This is a genomic window from Dryocola clanedunensis subsp. sulfonylureivorans, from assembly GCF_016756775.1.
In the GTDB taxonomy this organism is placed as follows: Bacteria; Pseudomonadota; Gammaproteobacteria; order Enterobacterales; family Enterobacteriaceae; genus Dryocola; species Dryocola clanedunensis.
Genome location: NZ_JAERMU010000009.1, coordinates 146060 through 163960, shown reverse-complemented (window position 1 = coordinate 163960; position 17901 = coordinate 146060). Strand labels below are relative to the sequence as shown.

Sequence of the window (17901 nt, the reverse complement as noted above, 5' to 3'; positions counted from 1 at the left end):
GCAGAAAATGCAGGGGCTTTAATGCGAAACGCCCGCGAATGCGGGCGTCCCAGACTAATGACAAACTCTTAACGGTAACGAAGCGATTAGATCGCATCAGAAAAATAACAAGGGAAATCGATTTATTGATTTTCGGCTGATAAACACAAAAAAGGAAAAACCACGCTTTTTCCTTTTTTGTCAGCAATAAAAAACGCCCGCGAATGCGGGCGCTTAAGAATCAATGGTGCTGTTTTGGCTGCTGGTCACGGTGACCAACTTTTGAGAAGACGTTGAAGACTTCACCCAATCCGTAGATCAGACCGAGGATCACTGCCATCACAACAGGCACCATGATCACGGCAAATACCAGACTTTTCAGTAACTCTAACATGATTGCCTCAAGTGAAAAGTGAGAGGGTCTATTCTACCGGGCTGGCAGAAAAACGCACCCTCCTTTTGTGCCATTTGCCCGCGGCCCCGCAATAGAGGAAAATAGCGTTTTCCTTTGACCGGAGAGGTTATGCAGGCTGAAATCTTACTCACGCTGAAGCTCCAGCAGCGGCTGTTCGCCGATCCTCGTCGCATCGCGCTATTAAAACAGATACAGCACACTGGCTCTATTAGCCAGGGGGCTAAACTTGCGGGTATCAGCTATAAAAGCGCCTGGGATGCAATAAATGAGATGAACCAGCTCACCGAAGATACGCTGGTGGAGCGTGCGACCGGGGGTAAAGGTGGCGGCGGAGCCATTGTAACGCGCTACGGTGAGAGGCTGATCCAGCTTTACGAACTGCTCGCGCAAATCCAGCAGAAAGCGTTTGATGTGCTGCGCGATGATGCCCTGCCGCTGGACAGTCTGCTGGCGGCGATCTCCCGTTTCTCCCTGCAAACCAGCGCCCGTAACCAGCTTTTTGGTACGGTGCTGCACCGCGACAGCGAACAGATTCAGCAGCATATCGACATTCTGCTGGCCGACGGCACCACGCAGCTCAAAGCGGCTATCACTCGCCAAAGCGCAGAGCGTCTTAGTCTGAGCGAAGGTAAAGAGGTGCTGGTACTAATTAAAGCCCCGTGGGTCGAGATTACCACCGATGAAAACCGTGCAGGCCAGGCGGATAACCGTTTGTCGGGCAAAGTTCAGAGCATCCAGCAAGGCGCAGATCAGAGCGAAGTGCTGGTACAGCTTCCTGACGGTCAGACCTTGTGCGCCACAGTGCCAAACGGTGTGGTAGAGCAGCAGCAACTGGCTGAAGGCTCTGAGGTCGTAGCATTTTTTAATGCTGACCGAGTGATTATCGCCACACTGTGCTAAATCCACCGTGAGAATTGACAAGCACGCAGACATTCCGTAATGCTGAGGTTATTACTGCATAAAATGGGATGACACATGTCTGCGTTGCATATTTCGCAAGGTTCATTTCGCCTTGGTGACACGAAAACTCTTTCTCTCAACCATCTGACCCTTCGCTCCGGTGAAAGCTGGGCGTTTGTCGGCGCGAACGGCAGCGGTAAATCCGCACTGGCTCGCGCCCTGGCAGGCACGCTACCGCTGTTAAAAGGCGAACGCAGCGGCGATTTCTCGCGCGTCGCACTCCTCTCTTTTGAACAGCTTCAGAAGCTGGTTGGCGACGAGTGGCAGCGCAACAATACCGATATGCTCAGCCCTGACGAAGAGGATACCGGGCGCACCACGGCAGAAATTATTCAGGATGAAGTGCAGGATCCCGAACGCTGTGAAAAGCTGGCCACGCTGTTTGGCATCCAGCATCTTCTGACCCGCCGTTTTAAATATCTTTCAACCGGTGAAACGCGCAAAACCCTGCTGTGCCAGGCGCTGATGCCAAAACCGGATTTATTGATTCTTGATGAACCTTTCGACGGCCTGGACGTGAAGTCTCGCGAACAGCTTGCCGGTCTGCTGGGGGAGTTGAGCGACCACGGCTATACGCTGGTCTTAGTCCTCAATCGCTTTGACGAGATCCCGGATTTCGTAGAGCACGCCGGCGTGCTGGCTGACTGCACGCTGATTGAGACTGGTGAAAAGAAAAAGCTGCTGGAGCAGGCGCTGATTGCCCAACTGGCGCACAGCGAAAAGCTGGCTGGCGTAGCGCTGCCGGAAGCAGACGACCCGAGCGCCCGCTATGCCCTCCCGGAAGGTGAGCCGCGTATCATTTTGCGCGATGGCGTCGTTACCTATAATGACAAACCTATTCTGCATAAGCTCTCATGGACCGTGAACCCTGGCGAGCACTGGCAAATTATCGGGCCGAACGGCGCAGGCAAATCAACGTTGCTGAGCCTGGTTACCGGCGATCATCCCCAGGGCTACAGCAACGATCTGACACTGTTTGGCCGCCGCCGCGGCAGCGGTGAAACCATCTGGGACATTAAAAAGCACATCGGCTATGTCAGCAGCAGCCTGCATCTGGAGTATCGCGTCAGTACCTCCGTGCGTAACGTGATTCTTTCCGGCTTCTTCGATTCCATCGGCATCTATCAGGCCGTATCGGACCGCCAGCAGAAGCTGACCCGCGAGTGGCTGAACATGCTGGGTATGAACAACGCGATTGCCGATGCGCCCTTCCATAGCCTCTCCTGGGGTCAGCAACGTCTGGCGCTTATCGCCCGTGCGCTGGTCAAGCACCCTACCGTGCTGATTCTGGATGAACCGCTTCAGGGCCTTGACCCGCTTAACCGCCAGCTCGTTCGCCGCTTTGTCGACATTTTGATTGGCGAAGGCGAAACGCAGCTGCTGTTTGTTTCTCATCATGCGGAAGACGCGCCCGAATGCATCACAAAGCGGCTTAGCTTTGTGGCCGACGGCGAAAATTATCGCTACGAGTTTGAAGATTTATAAGCTTCTCTCCCGCGTTGGGCAGGCCCTTACGGCTGCCCGACTGACTTTCAGACTCCCCTCAACGCTACTTCCGCGCGTATTTGTTTTATAATCATTTTTCACTTCGGATTCCCCTGAGAAACCACGAGTGTAAACGATTCCACTAATTTATCCCGTGTCACACTTTTTGCTTCTCTGTTATGCTAAGGTTAATACATACCATAGCCGTAATGGAGCGAAAAATGAGAGTTCTGGTAACAGGTGGTAGCGGTTACATTGGCAGTCATACCTGCGTGCAGCTGCTGCAAAACGGCCACGACGTCGTCATTCTGGATAATCTGTGTAACAGCAAGCGCAGCGTACTGCCGGTCATTGAACGTCTGGGCGGGAAAAAGCCGCTGTTTATCGACGGCGATATCCGCGACGAAGGCCTGCTGGCGGAAATTTTCCACGACCACCAAATTGAAGCCGTTATCCACTTCGCCGGGCTTAAGGCCGTAGGGGAGTCAGTCAACAAACCGCTGGAATATTACGACAACAACGTGACCGGCACCCTGCGACTGATCTCCGCCATGCGGGCGGCCAACGTCACCAACTTCATTTTTAGCTCCTCCGCCACCGTCTACGGTGATCAGCCGCAAATCCCTTACGTTGAAAGCTTCCCGACCGGCACCCCTGCCAGCCCTTATGGCCGCAGCAAGCTCATGGTTGAACAAATTCTCGCAGACCTGCAAAAAGCGCAGCCGAACTGGAGCGTTGCGCTCCTGCGTTACTTCAACCCGGTTGGCGCGCATCCGTCAGGTGACATGGGAGAAGACCCGCAGGGCATTCCGAATAACCTGATGCCTTATATCGCCCAAGTTGCCGTTGGACGTCGTGACTCGCTGGCGGTGTTCGGCAATGACTATCCAACAGAAGATGGGACTGGCGTTCGCGATTACATCCACGTCATGGATCTGGCCGACGGCCACGTTGCCGCCATGCAGACGCTGCAGGGTAAACCGGGCGTGCATATTTATAACCTCGGCGCAGGTATTGGCAGCAGCGTACTGGACGTCATCAACGCGTTCAGCAAAGCCTGCGGCAAGCCGGTGAATTATCACTTTGCCCCGCGTCGCGACGGCGATCTGCCCGCGTACTGGGCCGATGCCAACAAGGCCGATAAAGAACTTAACTGGCGTGTCAGCCGTACCCTGCAAGAAATGGCAGATGATACCTGGCGCTGGCAGTCTCGCCACCCACAAGGCTATCCGGACTAAGGAAATGTGATGGAGCAGTTTAACCCGGTGGATCATCCACACCGTCGCTTTAACCCACTAACGGGTCAATGGATTCTGGTTTCTCCGCATCGCGCCAAGCGCCCCTGGCAGGGTGCTCAGGAGACGCCTTCTCAGGAGACGCTGCCGGTACACGATCCGGATTGTTTCCTGTGCCCGGGCAATACGCGTGTGACAGGCGACAAAAACCCGCAGTACACCGGCACCTTCGTTTTTACCAACGATTTTGCCGCCCTGATGACCGACACCCCGGATGCGCCAGCAAGCGGCGATCCGCTGATGCGTTGTGAAAGCGCTCGCGGCACAAGCCGGGTTATCTGCTTCTCTCCCGATCACAGCAAGACGCTGCCGCAACTTTCGCTACCTGCGCTGAAAGAAGTGGTAAAAACCTGGCAGGAGCAGACGGCGGACCTCGGTAAAACCTACCCGTGGGTTCAGGTGTTCGAGAACAAAGGCGCGGCGATGGGCTGTTCGAATCCCCATCCGCACGGCCAGGTCTGGGCAAACAGCTTCCTGCCAAACGAAGTCGCTCGCGAAGATGTTCTTCAGCGCGACTATTTTGCGGAACAGAAATCGCCGATGCTGGTGGATTACGTTCAGCGCGAGATGAAAGACGGCAGCCGCACCGTGGTGGAAACCGAGCACTGGCTTGCCGTGGTGCCCTACTGGGCAGCCTGGCCGTTTGAAACGCTGCTGCTGCCGAAAGCACACGTGCTGCGCATTACCGATCTCAATGCTGAGCAAAGCGCCGACCTGGCGCTGGCGCTGAAAAAGCTGACCAGCCGCTATGACAACCTTTTCCAGACCTCCTTCCCGTACTCCATGGGCTGGCACGGCGCGCCGTTCAACGGCGAGGAAAATGGCCACTGGCAGCTTCACGCCCACTTCTACCCGCCGCTGCTGCGCAGCGCGACGGTGCGTAAATTTATGGTCGGCTACGAAATGCTGGCGGAAACCCAGCGTGATTTAACCGCAGAGCAAGCCGCAGAACGCTTGCGTGCCGTGTCCGACGTCCACTTTCGCCAGTCAGGAGTTTAAAAATGAGTCTGAAAGATAAAACCCAGCAGATCTTCGCCGATACTTTTGGCTACCCTGCCCCGCTGACCATCCAGGCACCGGGCCGCGTGAACCTGATTGGCGAGCACACCGACTATAACGATGGTTTCGTGCTGCCCTGTGCCATTGATTACCAGACGGTAATCAGCTGCGGCAAACGTGACGACCGCATCGTGCGCGTGATTGCCGCGGACTACGATAACCAGAGCGACGAATTTTCCCTCGATAAACCCATTCTCAGCCACGATACCCAGCAGTGGTCGAATTACGTGCGTGGCGTGGTGAAGCACCTGCAAAAGCGCGATAAAAACTTTGGCGGTGCCGATCTGGTGATCAGCGGCAACGTGCCACAGGGCGCGGGGCTTAGCTCATCAGCCTCTCTGGAAGTGGCCGTCGGTAAAGTCTTCCAGCAGCTTTATCACCTGTCGCTGGATGGCGCTCAACTGGCGCTTAACGGCCAGGAAGCTGAAAACCAGTTTGTTGGCTGCAACTGCGGCATCATGGATCAGCTTATCTCCGCGCTGGGCAAGAAAGATCACGCTCTGCTGATCGACTGCCGTTCGCTTGGGACGAAAGCCGTTTCGATGCCAAAAGGCGTGGCGGTGGTGATCATCAACAGTAACTTCAAACGCACGCTGGTGGGCAGTGAGTACAACACCCGTCGCCAGCAGTGTGAAACTGGGGCGCGTTTCTTCAGCCAGAAAGCCCTGCGTGACGTGAAGCTGGCAAAATTCAATGAAGTTGCTCACGAGCTGGACCCGGTCGTCGCCAGACGCGTGCGCCACGTGCTGACCGAAAACATCCGCACCGTGGAAGCCGCTGACGCGCTGGCTAAAGGCGATCTGCTGCGTATGGGTCAGCTAATGGCGGAATCCCACGCGTCAATGCGTGATGACTTCGAAATTACCGTTCCGCAGATCGACACCCTCGTTGAGATTGTCAAAGAGACCATTGGCGACAAAGGCGGCGTGCGAATGACCGGCGGTGGATTTGGCGGCTGCATCGTGGCGTTGATTCCTGAAGACCTTGTCTCCGCGGTTCAGAAAGCCGTTGCCGATCGGTACGAAGCGAAAACCGGTATCAAAGAAACTTTCTATGTCTGCAAAGCATCGGAGGGGACAGGACAATGCTAAAAGAGACGCCTCAGCTGGCACCAGACGGGCAGCCGTTCCGCATCTCCACCCTGCGCAACAGCGCGGGGATGGTCGTCACCATGATGGACTGGGGCGCAACGCTGCTCTCCTGCCGTGTACCGATGAAAGACGGTACAGTGCGCGAAACGTTGCTGGGCTGCGAAACGCCGGAAGATTATCTGATCCAGTCCGCTTATCTGGGCGCGACGGTAGGACGTTATGCGAACCGTATCGCAAACAGTAAATTGGTCCGTGAGGGTGTGACGATTGCCCTTACCCCGAACCAGGGTGAGCATCAGCTGCACGGCGGACCAGACGGGTTCGATAAACGCCGCTGGCGCATCGTGCGCCAGAACGAGCAGGAAGTCCTCTATACGCTCGATTCGCAAGATGGCGACCAGGGTTTCCCCGGTGATTTTCGTGCCACCGCGCGCTACTCTTTGACGGAAGATAACCGTATCGCCATTGAGTTCCGCGCAAAAGTTGACAAGGCATGTCCGGTAAACCTCACCAACCATGCTTACTTCAACCTGGATGGCGCACAACATGACGTGCGTCAGCATCGCCTGCAGCTCTTTGCCGACAGCTACCTGCCGGTGGATGAGAACGGCATTCCGCAGGCCGGGTTGAAAAGCGTTATCGGCAACAGCTTTGATTTCCGCCAGCCGAAAACCATCGCGGATGATTTCCTCAGCGATAACGATCAGACGCTGGTTAAGGGGTACGATCACGCGTTCCTCTTGCAGGCAAAAGGCGATGTCAGCCAGCCCGCCGCACACGTCTGGTCAAGTGATAATCAGTTAAAGATGAGCGTCTACACTTCCGCCCCTGCGCTGCAGTTCTATAGCGGAAATTATCTGGACGGTACACCAGCGCGGGAGCAAGGCACCTACGCTGCTTATCAGGGCCTGGCGCTGGAAAGCGAATTTTTACCGGATAGCCCGAACCATGCGGAATGGCCGCAGCCTGACTGCTGGTTACAGCCGGGTGAAGAGTATCTGAGCATCACCGAGTATGAGTTTGTTCCCGCCTAGTCTCCTTCGCCCTCTCCTGTGGAGAGGGTTTTTCAGCGCCGGTTGCTGAATATCTCGTCAAAAAAACATAAAAAATAACGACTGCATCACATCTGCCTTACACTTAACGCTCTTTTTCGCTATGTTAAACGTTTAGATTGCCGCAGGTCGCCCCTCGGCAATATAATGATAATCGTTATCATTAATCGCAGGCTATTAAGGAGTTAACTATGGCTGTTACTAAGCTGGTACTGGTTCGCCACGGCGAAAGCCAGTGGAACAACGAAAACCGCTTTACGGGTTGGTATGACGTTGATCTGTCTGAGAAAGGTAAAACTGAAGCGAAAGCGGCGGGCAAGCTGCTGAAAGACGAAGGCTACTCCTTCGATTTTGCTTATACCTCCGTGCTGAAACGTGCCATCCACACGCTGTGGAACGTCCTTGATGAACTGGACCAGGCCTGGCTGCCGGTTGAAAAATCCTGGAAGCTGAACGAACGTCATTACGGCGCGCTTCAAGGGCTGAACAAAGCCGAAACCGCTGAAAAATACGGTGACGAGCAGGTTAAACAATGGCGTCGTGGCTTTGCTGTCACCCCACCTGAACTGACTCGCGACGATGAGCGTTTCCCGGGCCATGATCCGCGCTATGCGAGTCTTACCGATAAAGAGCTGCCAACCACCGAAAGCCTGGCGCTGACTATCGACCGCGTTATTCCTTACTGGAACGAAACCATCCTGCCACGCATGAAGAGCGGTGAGCGCGTGATTGTTGCCGCGCACGGTAACTCCCTGCGCGCGCTGGTGAAGTTCCTGGATAACCTGAGCGAAGAAGAGATTCTTGAGCTGAACATCCCAACTGGCGTACCGCTGGTGTACGAGTTCGACGAAAACTTCAAGCCGCTGAAACGCTACTATCTGGGCAACGCTGACGAAATCGCAGCAAAAGCCGCAGCCGTCGCGAACCAGGGTAAAGCGAAGTAATTCGCCAGATGTAAAAAAGGCGTGGAGCAATCTACGCCTTAGATTGCTGGCAAAGAAGGAAAAAGCGTGGTTTTTCCTTCTTTGTGGTTAGCAGCCGAAAATCAATGACTTGATTTTCCTTGTTGTTTATTCGGTGAGATCTTTTCGAATTTCAATCGGTATGAGTCTGTCATCAGTCTGAGGCGTGGAGCAATCCACGCCTTTTTTGTTGCCGCTGACCGACTTAACCGCGACGGGCTTTTACTGCCGCAGCCAGCTGACGCAGAATCACTTCGGTATCTTCCCAGCCGATGCAGGCATCGGTGACGCTTTTGCCGTAGACCAGCGGCTCGCCGCTCTCCAGGTTCTGATTCCCTTCAACGAGATGACTCTCGATCATCACGCCGGTAATGGCTTTATCACCACCTGAAATCTGCTGGCAAACGTCCTCGCCCACTTCCATCTGCTTCTTAAATTGCTTGCTGCTGTTGGCATGGCTGAAATCGATCATCACCTGGGCAGGCAGACCCGCTTTGGCTAAATCTTGTTTAACCTGAGCAACATGCGCCGCGCTGTAGTTTGGCTCTTTGCCACCGCGCAATATGATATGGCAGTCGCCGTTGCCGCTGGTGTTAACGATAGCTGAATGGCCCCACTTGGTAACGGACAGGAAGCAGTGCGGTGCGCCCGCCGCGTTGATCGCATCGATAGCGACTTTCATGGTGCCGTCGGTACCGTTTTTGAAGCCAACCGGGCAGGACAAACCGGATGCCAGTTCACGGTGAACCTGCGACTCCGTGGTGCGTGCGCCAATTGCGCCCCAGCTCATCAAATCTGCAAGGTACTGCGGCGTAATCATATCCAGGAACTCACCCGCCGCAGGCAGGCCAGAATCATTGATATCCAGCAGGAGTTTACGGGCAGTACGCAGCCCTTCGTTAATTTGATAGCTGCTGTCCATGTGCGGATCGTTAATCAGCCCTTTCCAGCCTACGGTCGTACGCGGCTTTTCAAAGTAGACGCGCATCACGACTTCCAGCTCACCTTTCAGCTCATCGCGTAACGTCAGCAGGCGTGCGCCATACTCTTTTGCAGCTTTAATATCGTGAATAGAGCAAGGACCGATCACCACCAGAAGGCGGTCATCATTACCTTTGAGGATTTTATGGATCGCGCTGCGAGCCTGTGAAACCGTCTGGGCTGCTTTTTCGGTAGCCGGGAATTTTTCTAACAGGGCTACGGGCGGCAGGAGTTCATTGATTTCTTTGATGCGTAAGTCGTCGTTCTGATAATTCATGATAATTCCGGGGAAGTAGACAATTTATTAGATTAGCAATCCCTTCAATCTATCTCGTCACGCCTGAAGTGTAAACGGGCTTTTACACTCCAGGTGGAATATTCCTGGAATCGCCTCTTTAAGCGGCAAAACATGGCTAAAAGCGAGATCGGGGCTACAATTTTTAATGTTAACTCTGAAAAATGTCAGTTCTTCAAAATTGTATTCTGATCACATATCTGTAATCGATATTTCTTTCTGCCTTAACGGGGTGGATCGCCATAGTTTTTTGCACTGTTGGAAAAGTTATCCAGCAATAACGAACAGAACAGGAGCACAAAGATGAATAAATTCGCCACTCTTTTCTTAACAGCAACACTCTCTGTCGCAAGCGGTGCAGCTCTGGCTGCGGATAGCAATTCAGCGGGCCAAAATAATGGCCAGGCTAACTCAAGCGCTGAAGCAGGCCAGGTCGCGCCGGATGCCCATCAAAATGTCGCGCCAAAAGGCGTGGATGGGAACGATGTCAATCACTCCGGCACCATGCTGCATCCGGACAACAACAGTTCGATGTCAGGCGACACTATGTCGAAAGAAGAGATCCATAAAAATACCATGTGCAAAGATGGCCGCTGTCCGGATATGAACAAAAAAGTTGAAACCGGTAGCGGGAGCGACGTGGATACCAAAACTGACGGTACCACCCAGTAACCTGGCTGTATCAGGAATCAACGGGAGAGCTGAGGCTCTCCTTTTTTATGAGATTATATTCAAGAGGTTGAACGAGACAGGGTTATAATTACCGCATTGCTAACTCTGCTTGCGGAATGACATGGCTCAGTCACATTCACATACTCCTCAGGATTCTAACGCCAGACGCCTGTTCTGGGCATTCGCGGTCACCGCGCTTTTTATGGTCGCCGAAATCATTGGTGGGTTAGTTTCCGGCTCCCTGGCGCTGCTGGCCGACGCCGGGCATATGCTCACCGATGCCGCCGCTTTGCTGGTTGCGCTTGTCGCCGTGCAGTTTGCTCGCCGCCCGCCTAATGCACGCCACACTTTTGGCTGGCTCCGCCTGACCACGCTCGCTGCCTTTGTGAACGCCATTGCGCTGGTTGTCATTACTATCTTAATAGTCTGGGAGGCGATACAGCGCTTCTATCAGCCCCAGCCGGTCGCAGGCGGCATGATGCTAATCGTGGCGTTTGCCGGGCTGGCGGCAAATATTGCCTCTTTCTGGATCCTGCATCGGGGGAGTGAAGAGAAAAACCTGAACGTTCGCGCTGCCGCACTGCATGTGATGGGGGATTTACTGGGTTCCGTTGGGGCGATAATTGCCGCCCTGGTGATTATGTGGACCGGCTGGACGCCGATTGACCCCATACTCTCGGTTCTGGTGTCATGCTTAGTGTTGCGCAGTGCCTGGAGCCTGCTGAAAGAGAGCGTGAACGAGCTGCTGGAAGGGGCACCTGGCGCAATTGATATTGAATCGCTGAAGCGAAAACTTTCGCGCAGTATTCCTGAAGTGCGCAATGTACACCATGTTCACCTCTGGCTGGTGGGCGAAAAACCGCTGATAACACTCCATGTCCAGGTGATCCCCCCACACGATCACGACGCGCTATTGGGCAGGATTCATCATTTCCTGGCTCATGAATATCAGATTGAACATGCCACGGTGCAGATGGAATATCAGCCCTGCGAAGGGCCAAACTGCGATTTAAATGAGCACGACCATAGCGGCCATGCTCACCATCATCATTGATCAGGACAGCGCGTGGGAGCCTCTTTCCCGCGCGCTTTTAATCCACATCCGGCTCCCGTTCAGCGCGATAAACGTCAGCAGCATATACTCCAGCGACATAGCGTAAACGCCCTGCCTTGCGAATATCACCACGCTAATCACGTTAATCACCACCCAGAGGAGCCAGTTCTCAACGTATTTGCGCGTCATCAGTATCATTGCCACGATGGACAAGACCATCATGCAGGAGTCCCAGAACGGGAAAGCATCCGGCTGCAGTTCCGGCATGGTGACGTTCATGCCAAGCCCGTTCATGACGTTAACGGCGATGCGGGTAAGGAAAGCAAACACGGGATCGATGAATATCGTCATCAAACCAATGGCCCCTACACACACTGTAAGCCAGGCAATTGCTTTAGGTAGCGGCAGCCAGCGAATGCGCAGCGCCGTTTCGTTATCGTTGGTTTGCCGTGACCAGGCATACCAGCCATAAATGTTCGCTACGAAGAAGAACAGCTGTAACAGCAGGCTGGCGTATAGCTGGATTTGAAAGAAGATAATGGCAAAGAGCGTGACGTTCACTAAGCCAAACGCGTAATTGCTGATTTTCTCGAGGCTGGCCAGCCAGATACAGAGCAAACCGGCCAGCGTGCCTACCGCTTCAATCCATGATAAATCGTAGCCCCCGGCCCCAATCGGGATGTGGACCAGAATGTTCTGCGTGCTAAAAAAATCCATATTTTCCCCTGAGCGTAATGTCCTTACGCGTTGCCTTTAATCGAACGTCGCAGTTCGGCGGCAAAGTCCAGCATCCGGTTAAGCGGCACCAGAGCCCCCTCACGCAACGCGGCGTCCACATGAATCTCGTGAGCCGCTCCGCCCTGCTCCAGCCCCTCTGCGATGGCTTTAAGGCCGTTCATTGCCATCCACGGGCAATGCGCGCAGGTGCGGCACGTTGCGCCTTCGCCTGCCGTTGGCGCTTCGAGCAATTCTTTACCCGGACACGCCTGCTGCATTTTATAGAAGATCCCACGGTCGGTCGCCACTATCAGCTGCCGGTTAGGCAAGGTCTGTGCGGCTGCAATCAGCTGGCTGGTAGACCCCACCGCGTCTGCCATATCGACTATCGCCTGCGGTGATTCCGGGTGCACCAGCACGGCTGCATCAGGATAGAGTGCCTTCATGCGCCCCAGCGCCTGTGTTTTAAACTCGTCATGTACAATGCACGCACCCTGCCAGCACAGGACATCTGCCCCGGTCTGTTTTTGCACGTAGTTGCCAAGATGGCGATCCGGTGCCCAGATAATTTTCTCACCCAGGCTGTCCAGATGCTCAATCAGCTCAACGGCAATACTTGAAGTGACAACCCAGTCCGCTCGGGCCTTAACCGCAGCTGAAGTATTAGCATAGACCACGACGGTGCGGTCAGGGTGCTGGTCGCAGAAGGCGCTGAACTCCTCAACAGGACACCCGAGATCCAGAGAACACTCGGCGTTCAGCGTCGGCATGAGAACCGTCTTTTCCGGGCTAAGGATTTTCGCTGTCTCCCCCATAAAACGCACGCCAGCAACCAGAAGTGTCTTAGCGGGATGATTGGCCCCAAAGCGCGCCATCTCCAGCGAATCAGAAATACAGCCGCCCGTTTCTTCCGCCAGAGACTGGATTTCAGGATCGGTGTAATAGTGAGCGACCATCACCGCATTGCGCTCTTTAAGCAGACGCTTGATTTTTTCGCGATAGTACTGCTTTTCGTCGACGCTAAGTGGCTTCGGCTTTGGAGGGAAGGGATAAATCGCTGCTTGTGGATCGAACATCACGCTCATCAGGCAATCTCGTTTTGCGGGCTTAACAAAATCTACGCAATCCGGGCTTCTGCAAGCCACTTTCGGCGAAGATTGTTTTATATGCTAAACAAGATAGCCAATTATGAGGGATTTGTCGTGGGGAATTTAAAGGAGAAAAACAACAAAGGCGCCTGTAAGGCGCCTTTGTCTGAATTTGGTAGGTAATACTGGATGATTCGGCCTTTGGCCTCACCCTTCGGGTCGTTGCTGCGCAACGCTGTGTCGCTTCGCTCCACTCGAACCTGCTGCAGGTTCAAACCCTTCACGCTTCACATATGCATTCCATCTAAAAGATGGTGGGGCGTGCAGGATTCGAACCTGCGACCAATTGATTAAAAGTCAACTGCTCTACCAACTGAGCTAACGCCCCCGCTATGCGGTTACTGCTTACTACAACTTTTTACCATCGAAAGGATGGTGGGTCGTGCAGGATGATTCGGCCTTTAGCCTCACCCTTCGGGTCGTTGCTGCGCAACGCTGTGTCGCTTCGCTCCACTCGAACCTGCTGCAGGTTCAAACCCTTCACGCTTCACTAATCGTATTTCAATTTGAAAATGGTGGGTCGTGCAGGATTCGAACCTGCGACCAATTGATTAAAAGTCAACTGCTCTACCAACTGAGCTAACGACCCATTTTCGTGTCATTTCCGGTTTGTTTGTTTACCCCCGGCAACGGCGGCATATATTACTGATTTAAGATTTTGACGCAACAACAATTTTGAACATTTCACTTAACTGCTTAGTAATCGCGCGGCAAGACCAGAAAAACAGCGATATCTGGTCAGGCCGCAAGCATTACATTGCATTCAGACGCTTTTGCGCCTGCTTTGCACCGTCGGTATTTGGGAACTGTTTGATCACCTGCTGATAGACGGCTTTCGCTTTCGCGGTATCGCCTTTGTCCTGCATGATCAGCCCGACTTTGTACATGGCATCAGGGGCTTTTGGCGACTTCGGATAATTTTTCACCACAAAGGCAAAATAATAGGCCGCGTCGTCCTTTTTCCCTTTGTTGTAGTTCAGCTGACCCAGCCAGTAATTCGCGTTAGGCTGGTAAGTTGAATCCGGATACTTCTTCACGAAGTTCTGGAAGGCCGCAATGGCGTCATCCTGACGAGATTTGTCCTGAACCAGGGCAATGGCAGCATTGTAGTCGCTGTTTGCGTCGCCACCCTGCACAGGAGCCGCCGTCGCAGGTGCGCTTGTGGACGCTCCTGCATCAGGCGTTGCTGTCGCCTGGTCTGCTCCAGTAGCCTGACCCGCGGCGGCACCGCCGTTGCTGAGGCCATCTAATTGCAGCAGAATCTGCTTCTGTCGCTCTACCACCTGGTTCAGCTGATACTGGTTTTCCTGAATCTGACCGCGCAGGGAATCAATATCACGTTGGTTATCGGAGAGCTGTTGCTGGAGTTGGGTTAAAAGCTGACTGTGAGCGTTAGAAATACGCTCGAGTTGAGTGACACGGTCTTCGACCGAGCCTGAGCCGACACTACTGATTGGCGCCTGAGCAAAAGCGGCCCAGGGGGCCGCTATGCCAACCAGTAACGACAGACTCAACAAGTGATGTCTGAAGTTACTGCTCATGCAATTCTCTTAGTAAACCAGTACGGCACGACGGTTTTTGGCATAAGCCGCTTCGTCATGGCCCAGTACTGCAGGTTTTTCTTTACCGTAAGAAACGATGGAGATCTGATCTGCAGAAACGCCTTTACCCTGCAGGTACATCTTAACGGCAGTAGCACGACGCTCGCCCAGGGAGATGTTGTATTCCGGGGTACCACGTTCGTCCGCATGACCTTCTACGGTCACTTTGTAAGATGGGTTGCTACGCAAGAAGTTAGCGTGTGCATCCAGCATTGCAGCGAATTCAGAGCTCACATCGTACTTGTCCAGACCGAAGTAAACGATGTTGTTCTGCTGCAGCTGTTGCATTTGCAGACGTGCCTGCTCTTCGGAAGACATGTTACCGCCTTGACCGTTAGCGTCCATACCAGTGCCGGCACCCAGCATGCCTTCACCGCTCTCGTTGCTCGCGTTCTTGTTAGAAGAACATGCCGCGACAGCCATAACAGGCAGAGCAATCATCAGCCCTTTCAGCACTTTGTTCAGTTGCATTTCTTTGATCCTTTAGATTTTATTATCACAGATACGGCGACCAGGCAGGAGATTTCACCTGACCATCGGTTGCCGGAAGACGCGCTTTGAAACGCCCATCTGTTGAGACCAGATTCAGCACGGATCCCATCCCCTGAGAAGAGCTGTAGATTACCATAGTGCCGTTAGGTGCCAGACTTGGCGTTTCATCCAGCAACGTTGACGATAAAGTTTGTACGCCACCCGCTACCAGATCCTGTTTGGCAATGTGCTGCTGACCGCTAGCGGAGCTCACCATTACCATAAACTTACCGTCGGTACTGACATCAGCATTCTGGTTCTGGTTACCTTCCCAGGACAGACGCTGCGGCGCACCGCCGTTGACATTAATTTTATAAATTTGCGGGCGACCTGCCTGATCGGAGGTATAGGCCAGGTTCTGGCTGTCCGGGAACCAGGTCGGCTCCGTGTTGTTACTACGGCCATCTGTAATCTGGCGGATCTGGCCTGAACCAATATCCATCACGTACAGATTCAGGCTACCGGTCTTAGACAGAGCAAAGGCCAGTTTAGTGCCGTCTGGAGAGAACGCCGGTGCACCATTGTGGCGTGGGAAAGAAGCCACCTGACGCACAGCTCCGTTTGCCAGAGTCTGAATAACCAGAGCAGAGCGGCCGCTTTCAAACGTGACGTAAGCCAGCTTGCTGCCGTCTGGTGACCAGGACGGAGACATCAACGGCTGTGGAGAACGGTGAACCACAAACTGGTTGTAGCCATCGTAATCAGACACACGCAGTTCGTAAGGGAACTGGCCGCCGTTGGTCTGCACCACGTAAGCGATACGAGTGCGGAATGCGCCTTTAATCCCCGTCAGCTTTTCAAATACTTCGTCGCTGGCGGTATGGCCGGCATAGCGCAGCCACTGTTTGTTAACTTTGTAGGAGTTCTGAGCCAGAACTGTACCCGGCGCGCCTGAGGTATCAACCAATTGGTAAGCCACGGTATAGCTACCGTCACCGTTTGGTGTAACCTGGCCGACAACAACAGCATCAATCCCTAAAGCGGTCCAGGCTGCCGGCTGCACTTCCTGAGCGGAACCAGGCTGCTGCGGTAAACGGGCACGATCCAGCGGATTAAATTTGCCACTGTTACGTAAGTCAGCGGCAACGATGCCACCGATATCTTCAGGTGCCGCACCTGGGCCTGCCCATTTAAACGGCGCCACACCAATCGGACGTGCTGAGTCCACACCTTGTGTGATCTCAATACGAACTTCTGCGTGCAGCACCGCTGCCCACAGCATCAAGAAACTTAATGCTACTCGAAATGCCTGCTTCATCATATCTCCCTTATCCGGACCCAAAGCCCACGATAATTTAGCAGAATTTTAACAAACCCAAATACACAAAACTATCAAAACCCTGTGGCTCATGGTAGCCATATCTTAAACTTCAGCTGTTAAATCACAGTTTGAAGTCTAGCGTGGCATTTTTAATCTTTTCATAAACAGCCTGGCTTGGCGGTTTAGGAATATTAGCAGTTTTCGCTGCCGTTAACGCTGCCTGACAGAGAGCAGGGTCGCCTCCTTCAGGTGTGATGCTTTTTAAGGTTCCATCAGGTCCAAGGCTAATGTGCAATTCGCACCGTTTACCTGCATAAAGACTTGAATCATAGAGACGGCTTTGGATTGCTACCTGAATTTGCTTTGCATAAGCGCTGATCTCAGCACCTGTCGCGCCGCCATTAGCCCCACTTGTACCACTGTCTTTCGCTGGCTGCCCGTTACCTTTCGCCCCACCACCGGTTTTCGGTGCATTCTTACCTGAACTGAGGTCGCCAAAGAGATCGTCAACACCTTCTGCTGCAGCCTTATCGGCGGCGGCTTTCTCGGCGGCGGCCTTTTTCTTCGCATCAGCCGCGGCTTTTTTATCTGCGGCAGCTTTTGCCGCGGCAGCCTTATCAGCAGCGGCTTTTTCGGAGGCAGCTTTTTCGGCGGCGGCCTCTTTTTTCGCGGCTTCAGCAGCGGCTTTCTTCTCGGCATCTTGCTGAGCTTTCTTTTCCGCTTCCTGCTGTGCCTTTTTGGCCGCAGCGGCAGCTTCAGCAGCCGCTACTTTTTTCTCGGCGGCGGCGGCTTTCTTCGCTGCCTCTTCCGCCGCTTTTTTCTGTGCATCAGCAGCCGCTTTCGCCTGAGCATCAGCCTGAGCTTTAGCATCTGCTTTGGCTTTCGCCGCCGCGGCTTCCGCCTGCTTCTGCTGTTCCTGGGCTTCTTTTGCCGCTTGCTGCGCCTGTTTCTGTTGACTGGCCTGCTGCTTCGCTTGTTCCTGCGCTTCCAGACGCTCTTTTTCCAGTGCTTTCAGACGCTGTTGTTCGGCAGCCTGTTTCTCCTGAAGCTCTTCTGCCTGCTGCTGCGCCTGCTTTTCGCGTTGCTCAGCCGCTCGTTTACTGCTCGCCTGCTGCTGCTGCTGACGATTATATTGCTGCACTACGGCGCCAGGGTCGACCATGACGGCATCAATAGCCGAGCCACCACCGCCACCAGCACTGGCGTCAATGTGTTCGTCAAACGAGCTCCATATCAGGATCGCAATCAGGATGATATGCAGAATCACTGAGACGATTATCGCGCGTTTGAGCTTATCGTTTTCTGTGGTTGCCTTTGACACTCTCGGTTCCCAAATATAGCGA

17 protein-coding genes, 2 tRNA genes and 2 other RNA genes are annotated in these 17901 nt (G+C 53.8%); 9 read left to right on the top strand and 12 right to left on the bottom strand.

What is annotated here, in order from left to right; translation table 11 throughout:
- Positions 1-220: 220 nt before the first annotated feature.
- A complete protein-coding gene (locus HYQ67_RS11595) occupies positions 221-373 on the bottom strand; it encodes an AcrZ family multidrug efflux pump-associated protein (protein WP_202303841.1) in 153 nt (50 codons plus the stop codon).
- A 129-nt stretch (positions 374-502) separates the two neighbouring features.
- On the opposite strand from HYQ67_RS11595, the gene modE reads away from it, so the two are divergent.
- The 7 genes from modE to gpmA all read left to right on the top strand — a co-directional run bounded on the left by modE (position 503) and on the right by gpmA (position 8280).
- Positions 503-1294, top strand: a complete 792-nt coding sequence (gene modE, locus HYQ67_RS11590; protein ID WP_202303840.1) for a molybdenum-dependent transcriptional regulator — start codon at positions 503-505, stop codon at positions 1292-1294.
- A 75-nt stretch (positions 1295-1369) separates the two neighbouring features.
- The gene (gene modF, locus HYQ67_RS11585) at positions 1370-2839 is read left to right on the top strand and encodes a molybdate ABC transporter ATP-binding protein ModF (protein ID WP_202303839.1); all 1470 of its coding nucleotides are present in this window, start codon (positions 1370-1372) and stop codon (positions 2837-2839) included.
- Positions 2840-3060: 221 nt separating this feature from the next.
- The gene (gene galE, locus HYQ67_RS11580) at positions 3061-4077 is read left to right on the top strand and encodes a UDP-glucose 4-epimerase GalE (protein ID WP_202303838.1); all 1017 of its coding nucleotides are present in this window, start codon (positions 3061-3063) and stop codon (positions 4075-4077) included.
- Between the two features lie 9 nt (positions 4078-4086).
- Positions 4087-5133 (top strand): galactose-1-phosphate uridylyltransferase, encoded by a 1047-nt coding sequence (galT, locus tag HYQ67_RS11575; RefSeq protein ID WP_202303837.1) that lies wholly within the window; start codon positions 4087-4089, stop codon positions 5131-5133.
- A 2-nt stretch (positions 5134-5135) separates the two neighbouring features.
- Positions 5136-6284, top strand: coding sequence for a galactokinase (gene galK / locus HYQ67_RS11570; protein ID WP_202303836.1), 1149 nt, complete (start codon positions 5136-5138; stop codon positions 6282-6284).
- Positions 6278-7318, top strand: coding sequence for a galactose-1-epimerase (gene galM / locus HYQ67_RS11565; protein WP_202303835.1), 1041 nt, complete (start codon positions 6278-6280; stop codon positions 7316-7318). Before galK ends, galM begins: the two co-directional genes overlap by 7 nt.
- Before the next feature lie 209 nt (positions 7319-7527).
- Complete coding sequence (gpmA, locus tag HYQ67_RS11560; protein WP_202303834.1) at positions 7528-8280, top strand: 2,3-diphosphoglycerate-dependent phosphoglycerate mutase; 753 nt, start codon at positions 7528-7530, stop codon at positions 8278-8280.
- 223 nt (positions 8281-8503) lie between these two features.
- Here the strand turns inward: gpmA and aroG are convergent, their stop codons facing one another.
- Complete coding sequence (gene aroG / locus HYQ67_RS11555) at positions 8504-9556, bottom strand: 3-deoxy-7-phosphoheptulonate synthase AroG (RefSeq protein WP_202303833.1); 1053 nt, start codon at positions 9554-9556, stop codon at positions 8504-8506.
- Between the two features lie 321 nt (positions 9557-9877).
- On the opposite strand from aroG, the gene HYQ67_RS11550 reads away from it, so the two are divergent.
- Both HYQ67_RS11550 and zitB read left to right on the top strand, forming a co-directional pair.
- Positions 9878-10246 carry a YbgS-like family protein gene (locus HYQ67_RS11550; RefSeq protein WP_202303832.1) on the top strand — a complete coding sequence of 123 codons (369 nt, stop codon included), beginning with the start codon at positions 9878-9880 and terminating at the stop codon, positions 10244-10246.
- A gap of 121 nt (positions 10247-10367) precedes the next feature.
- Complete coding sequence (zitB, locus tag HYQ67_RS11545) at positions 10368-11300, top strand: CDF family zinc transporter ZitB (protein ID WP_202303831.1); 933 nt, start codon at positions 10368-10370, stop codon at positions 11298-11300.
- Here zitB and pnuC read toward each other — a convergent pair whose 3' ends face one another.
- The 10 genes from pnuC to tolA form a co-directional block, all read right to left on the bottom strand.
- Positions 11301-12017: a nicotinamide riboside transporter PnuC gene (gene pnuC / locus HYQ67_RS11540; protein ID WP_202303830.1), complete on the bottom strand. Its 717-nt coding sequence runs from the start codon at positions 12015-12017 to the stop codon at positions 11301-11303.
- A 23-nt stretch (positions 12018-12040) separates the two neighbouring features.
- Entirely contained in the window at positions 12041-13102 is a 1062-nt protein-coding gene (gene nadA / locus HYQ67_RS11535; protein ID WP_202303829.1) for a quinolinate synthase NadA, read from the bottom strand.
- A 176-nt stretch (positions 13103-13278) separates the two neighbouring features.
- A non-coding RNA gene (locus HYQ67_RS11530) (RtT sRNA) lies at positions 13279-13403 on the bottom strand.
- Between the two features lie 14 nt (positions 13404-13417).
- Positions 13418-13493, bottom strand: a tRNA-Lys gene (locus HYQ67_RS11525).
- 45 nt (positions 13494-13538) lie between these two features.
- Positions 13539-13663: non-coding RNA, RtT sRNA (locus HYQ67_RS11520), on the bottom strand.
- A gap of 15 nt (positions 13664-13678) precedes the next feature.
- Positions 13679-13754: transfer RNA gene (locus HYQ67_RS11515), tRNA-Lys, on the bottom strand.
- 163 nt (positions 13755-13917) lie between these two features.
- Complete coding sequence (gene cpoB, locus HYQ67_RS11510) at positions 13918-14706, bottom strand: cell division protein CpoB (protein WP_202303828.1); 789 nt, start codon at positions 14704-14706, stop codon at positions 13918-13920.
- A gap of 9 nt (positions 14707-14715) precedes the next feature.
- On the bottom strand, positions 14716-15237 hold the full coding sequence (gene pal, locus HYQ67_RS11505) for a peptidoglycan-associated lipoprotein Pal (RefSeq protein ID WP_202303827.1): 522 nt from the start codon (positions 15235-15237) through the stop codon (positions 14716-14718).
- A gap of 25 nt (positions 15238-15262) precedes the next feature.
- Positions 15263-16555 (bottom strand): Tol-Pal system beta propeller repeat protein TolB, encoded by a 1293-nt coding sequence (gene tolB, locus HYQ67_RS11500; RefSeq protein WP_202303826.1) that lies wholly within the window; start codon positions 16553-16555, stop codon positions 15263-15265.
- Between the two features lie 124 nt (positions 16556-16679).
- A complete protein-coding gene (tolA, locus tag HYQ67_RS11495) occupies positions 16680-17879 on the bottom strand; it encodes a cell envelope integrity protein TolA (protein ID WP_202303825.1) in 1200 nt (399 codons plus the stop codon).
- Positions 17880-17901 lie beyond the last annotated feature (22 nt).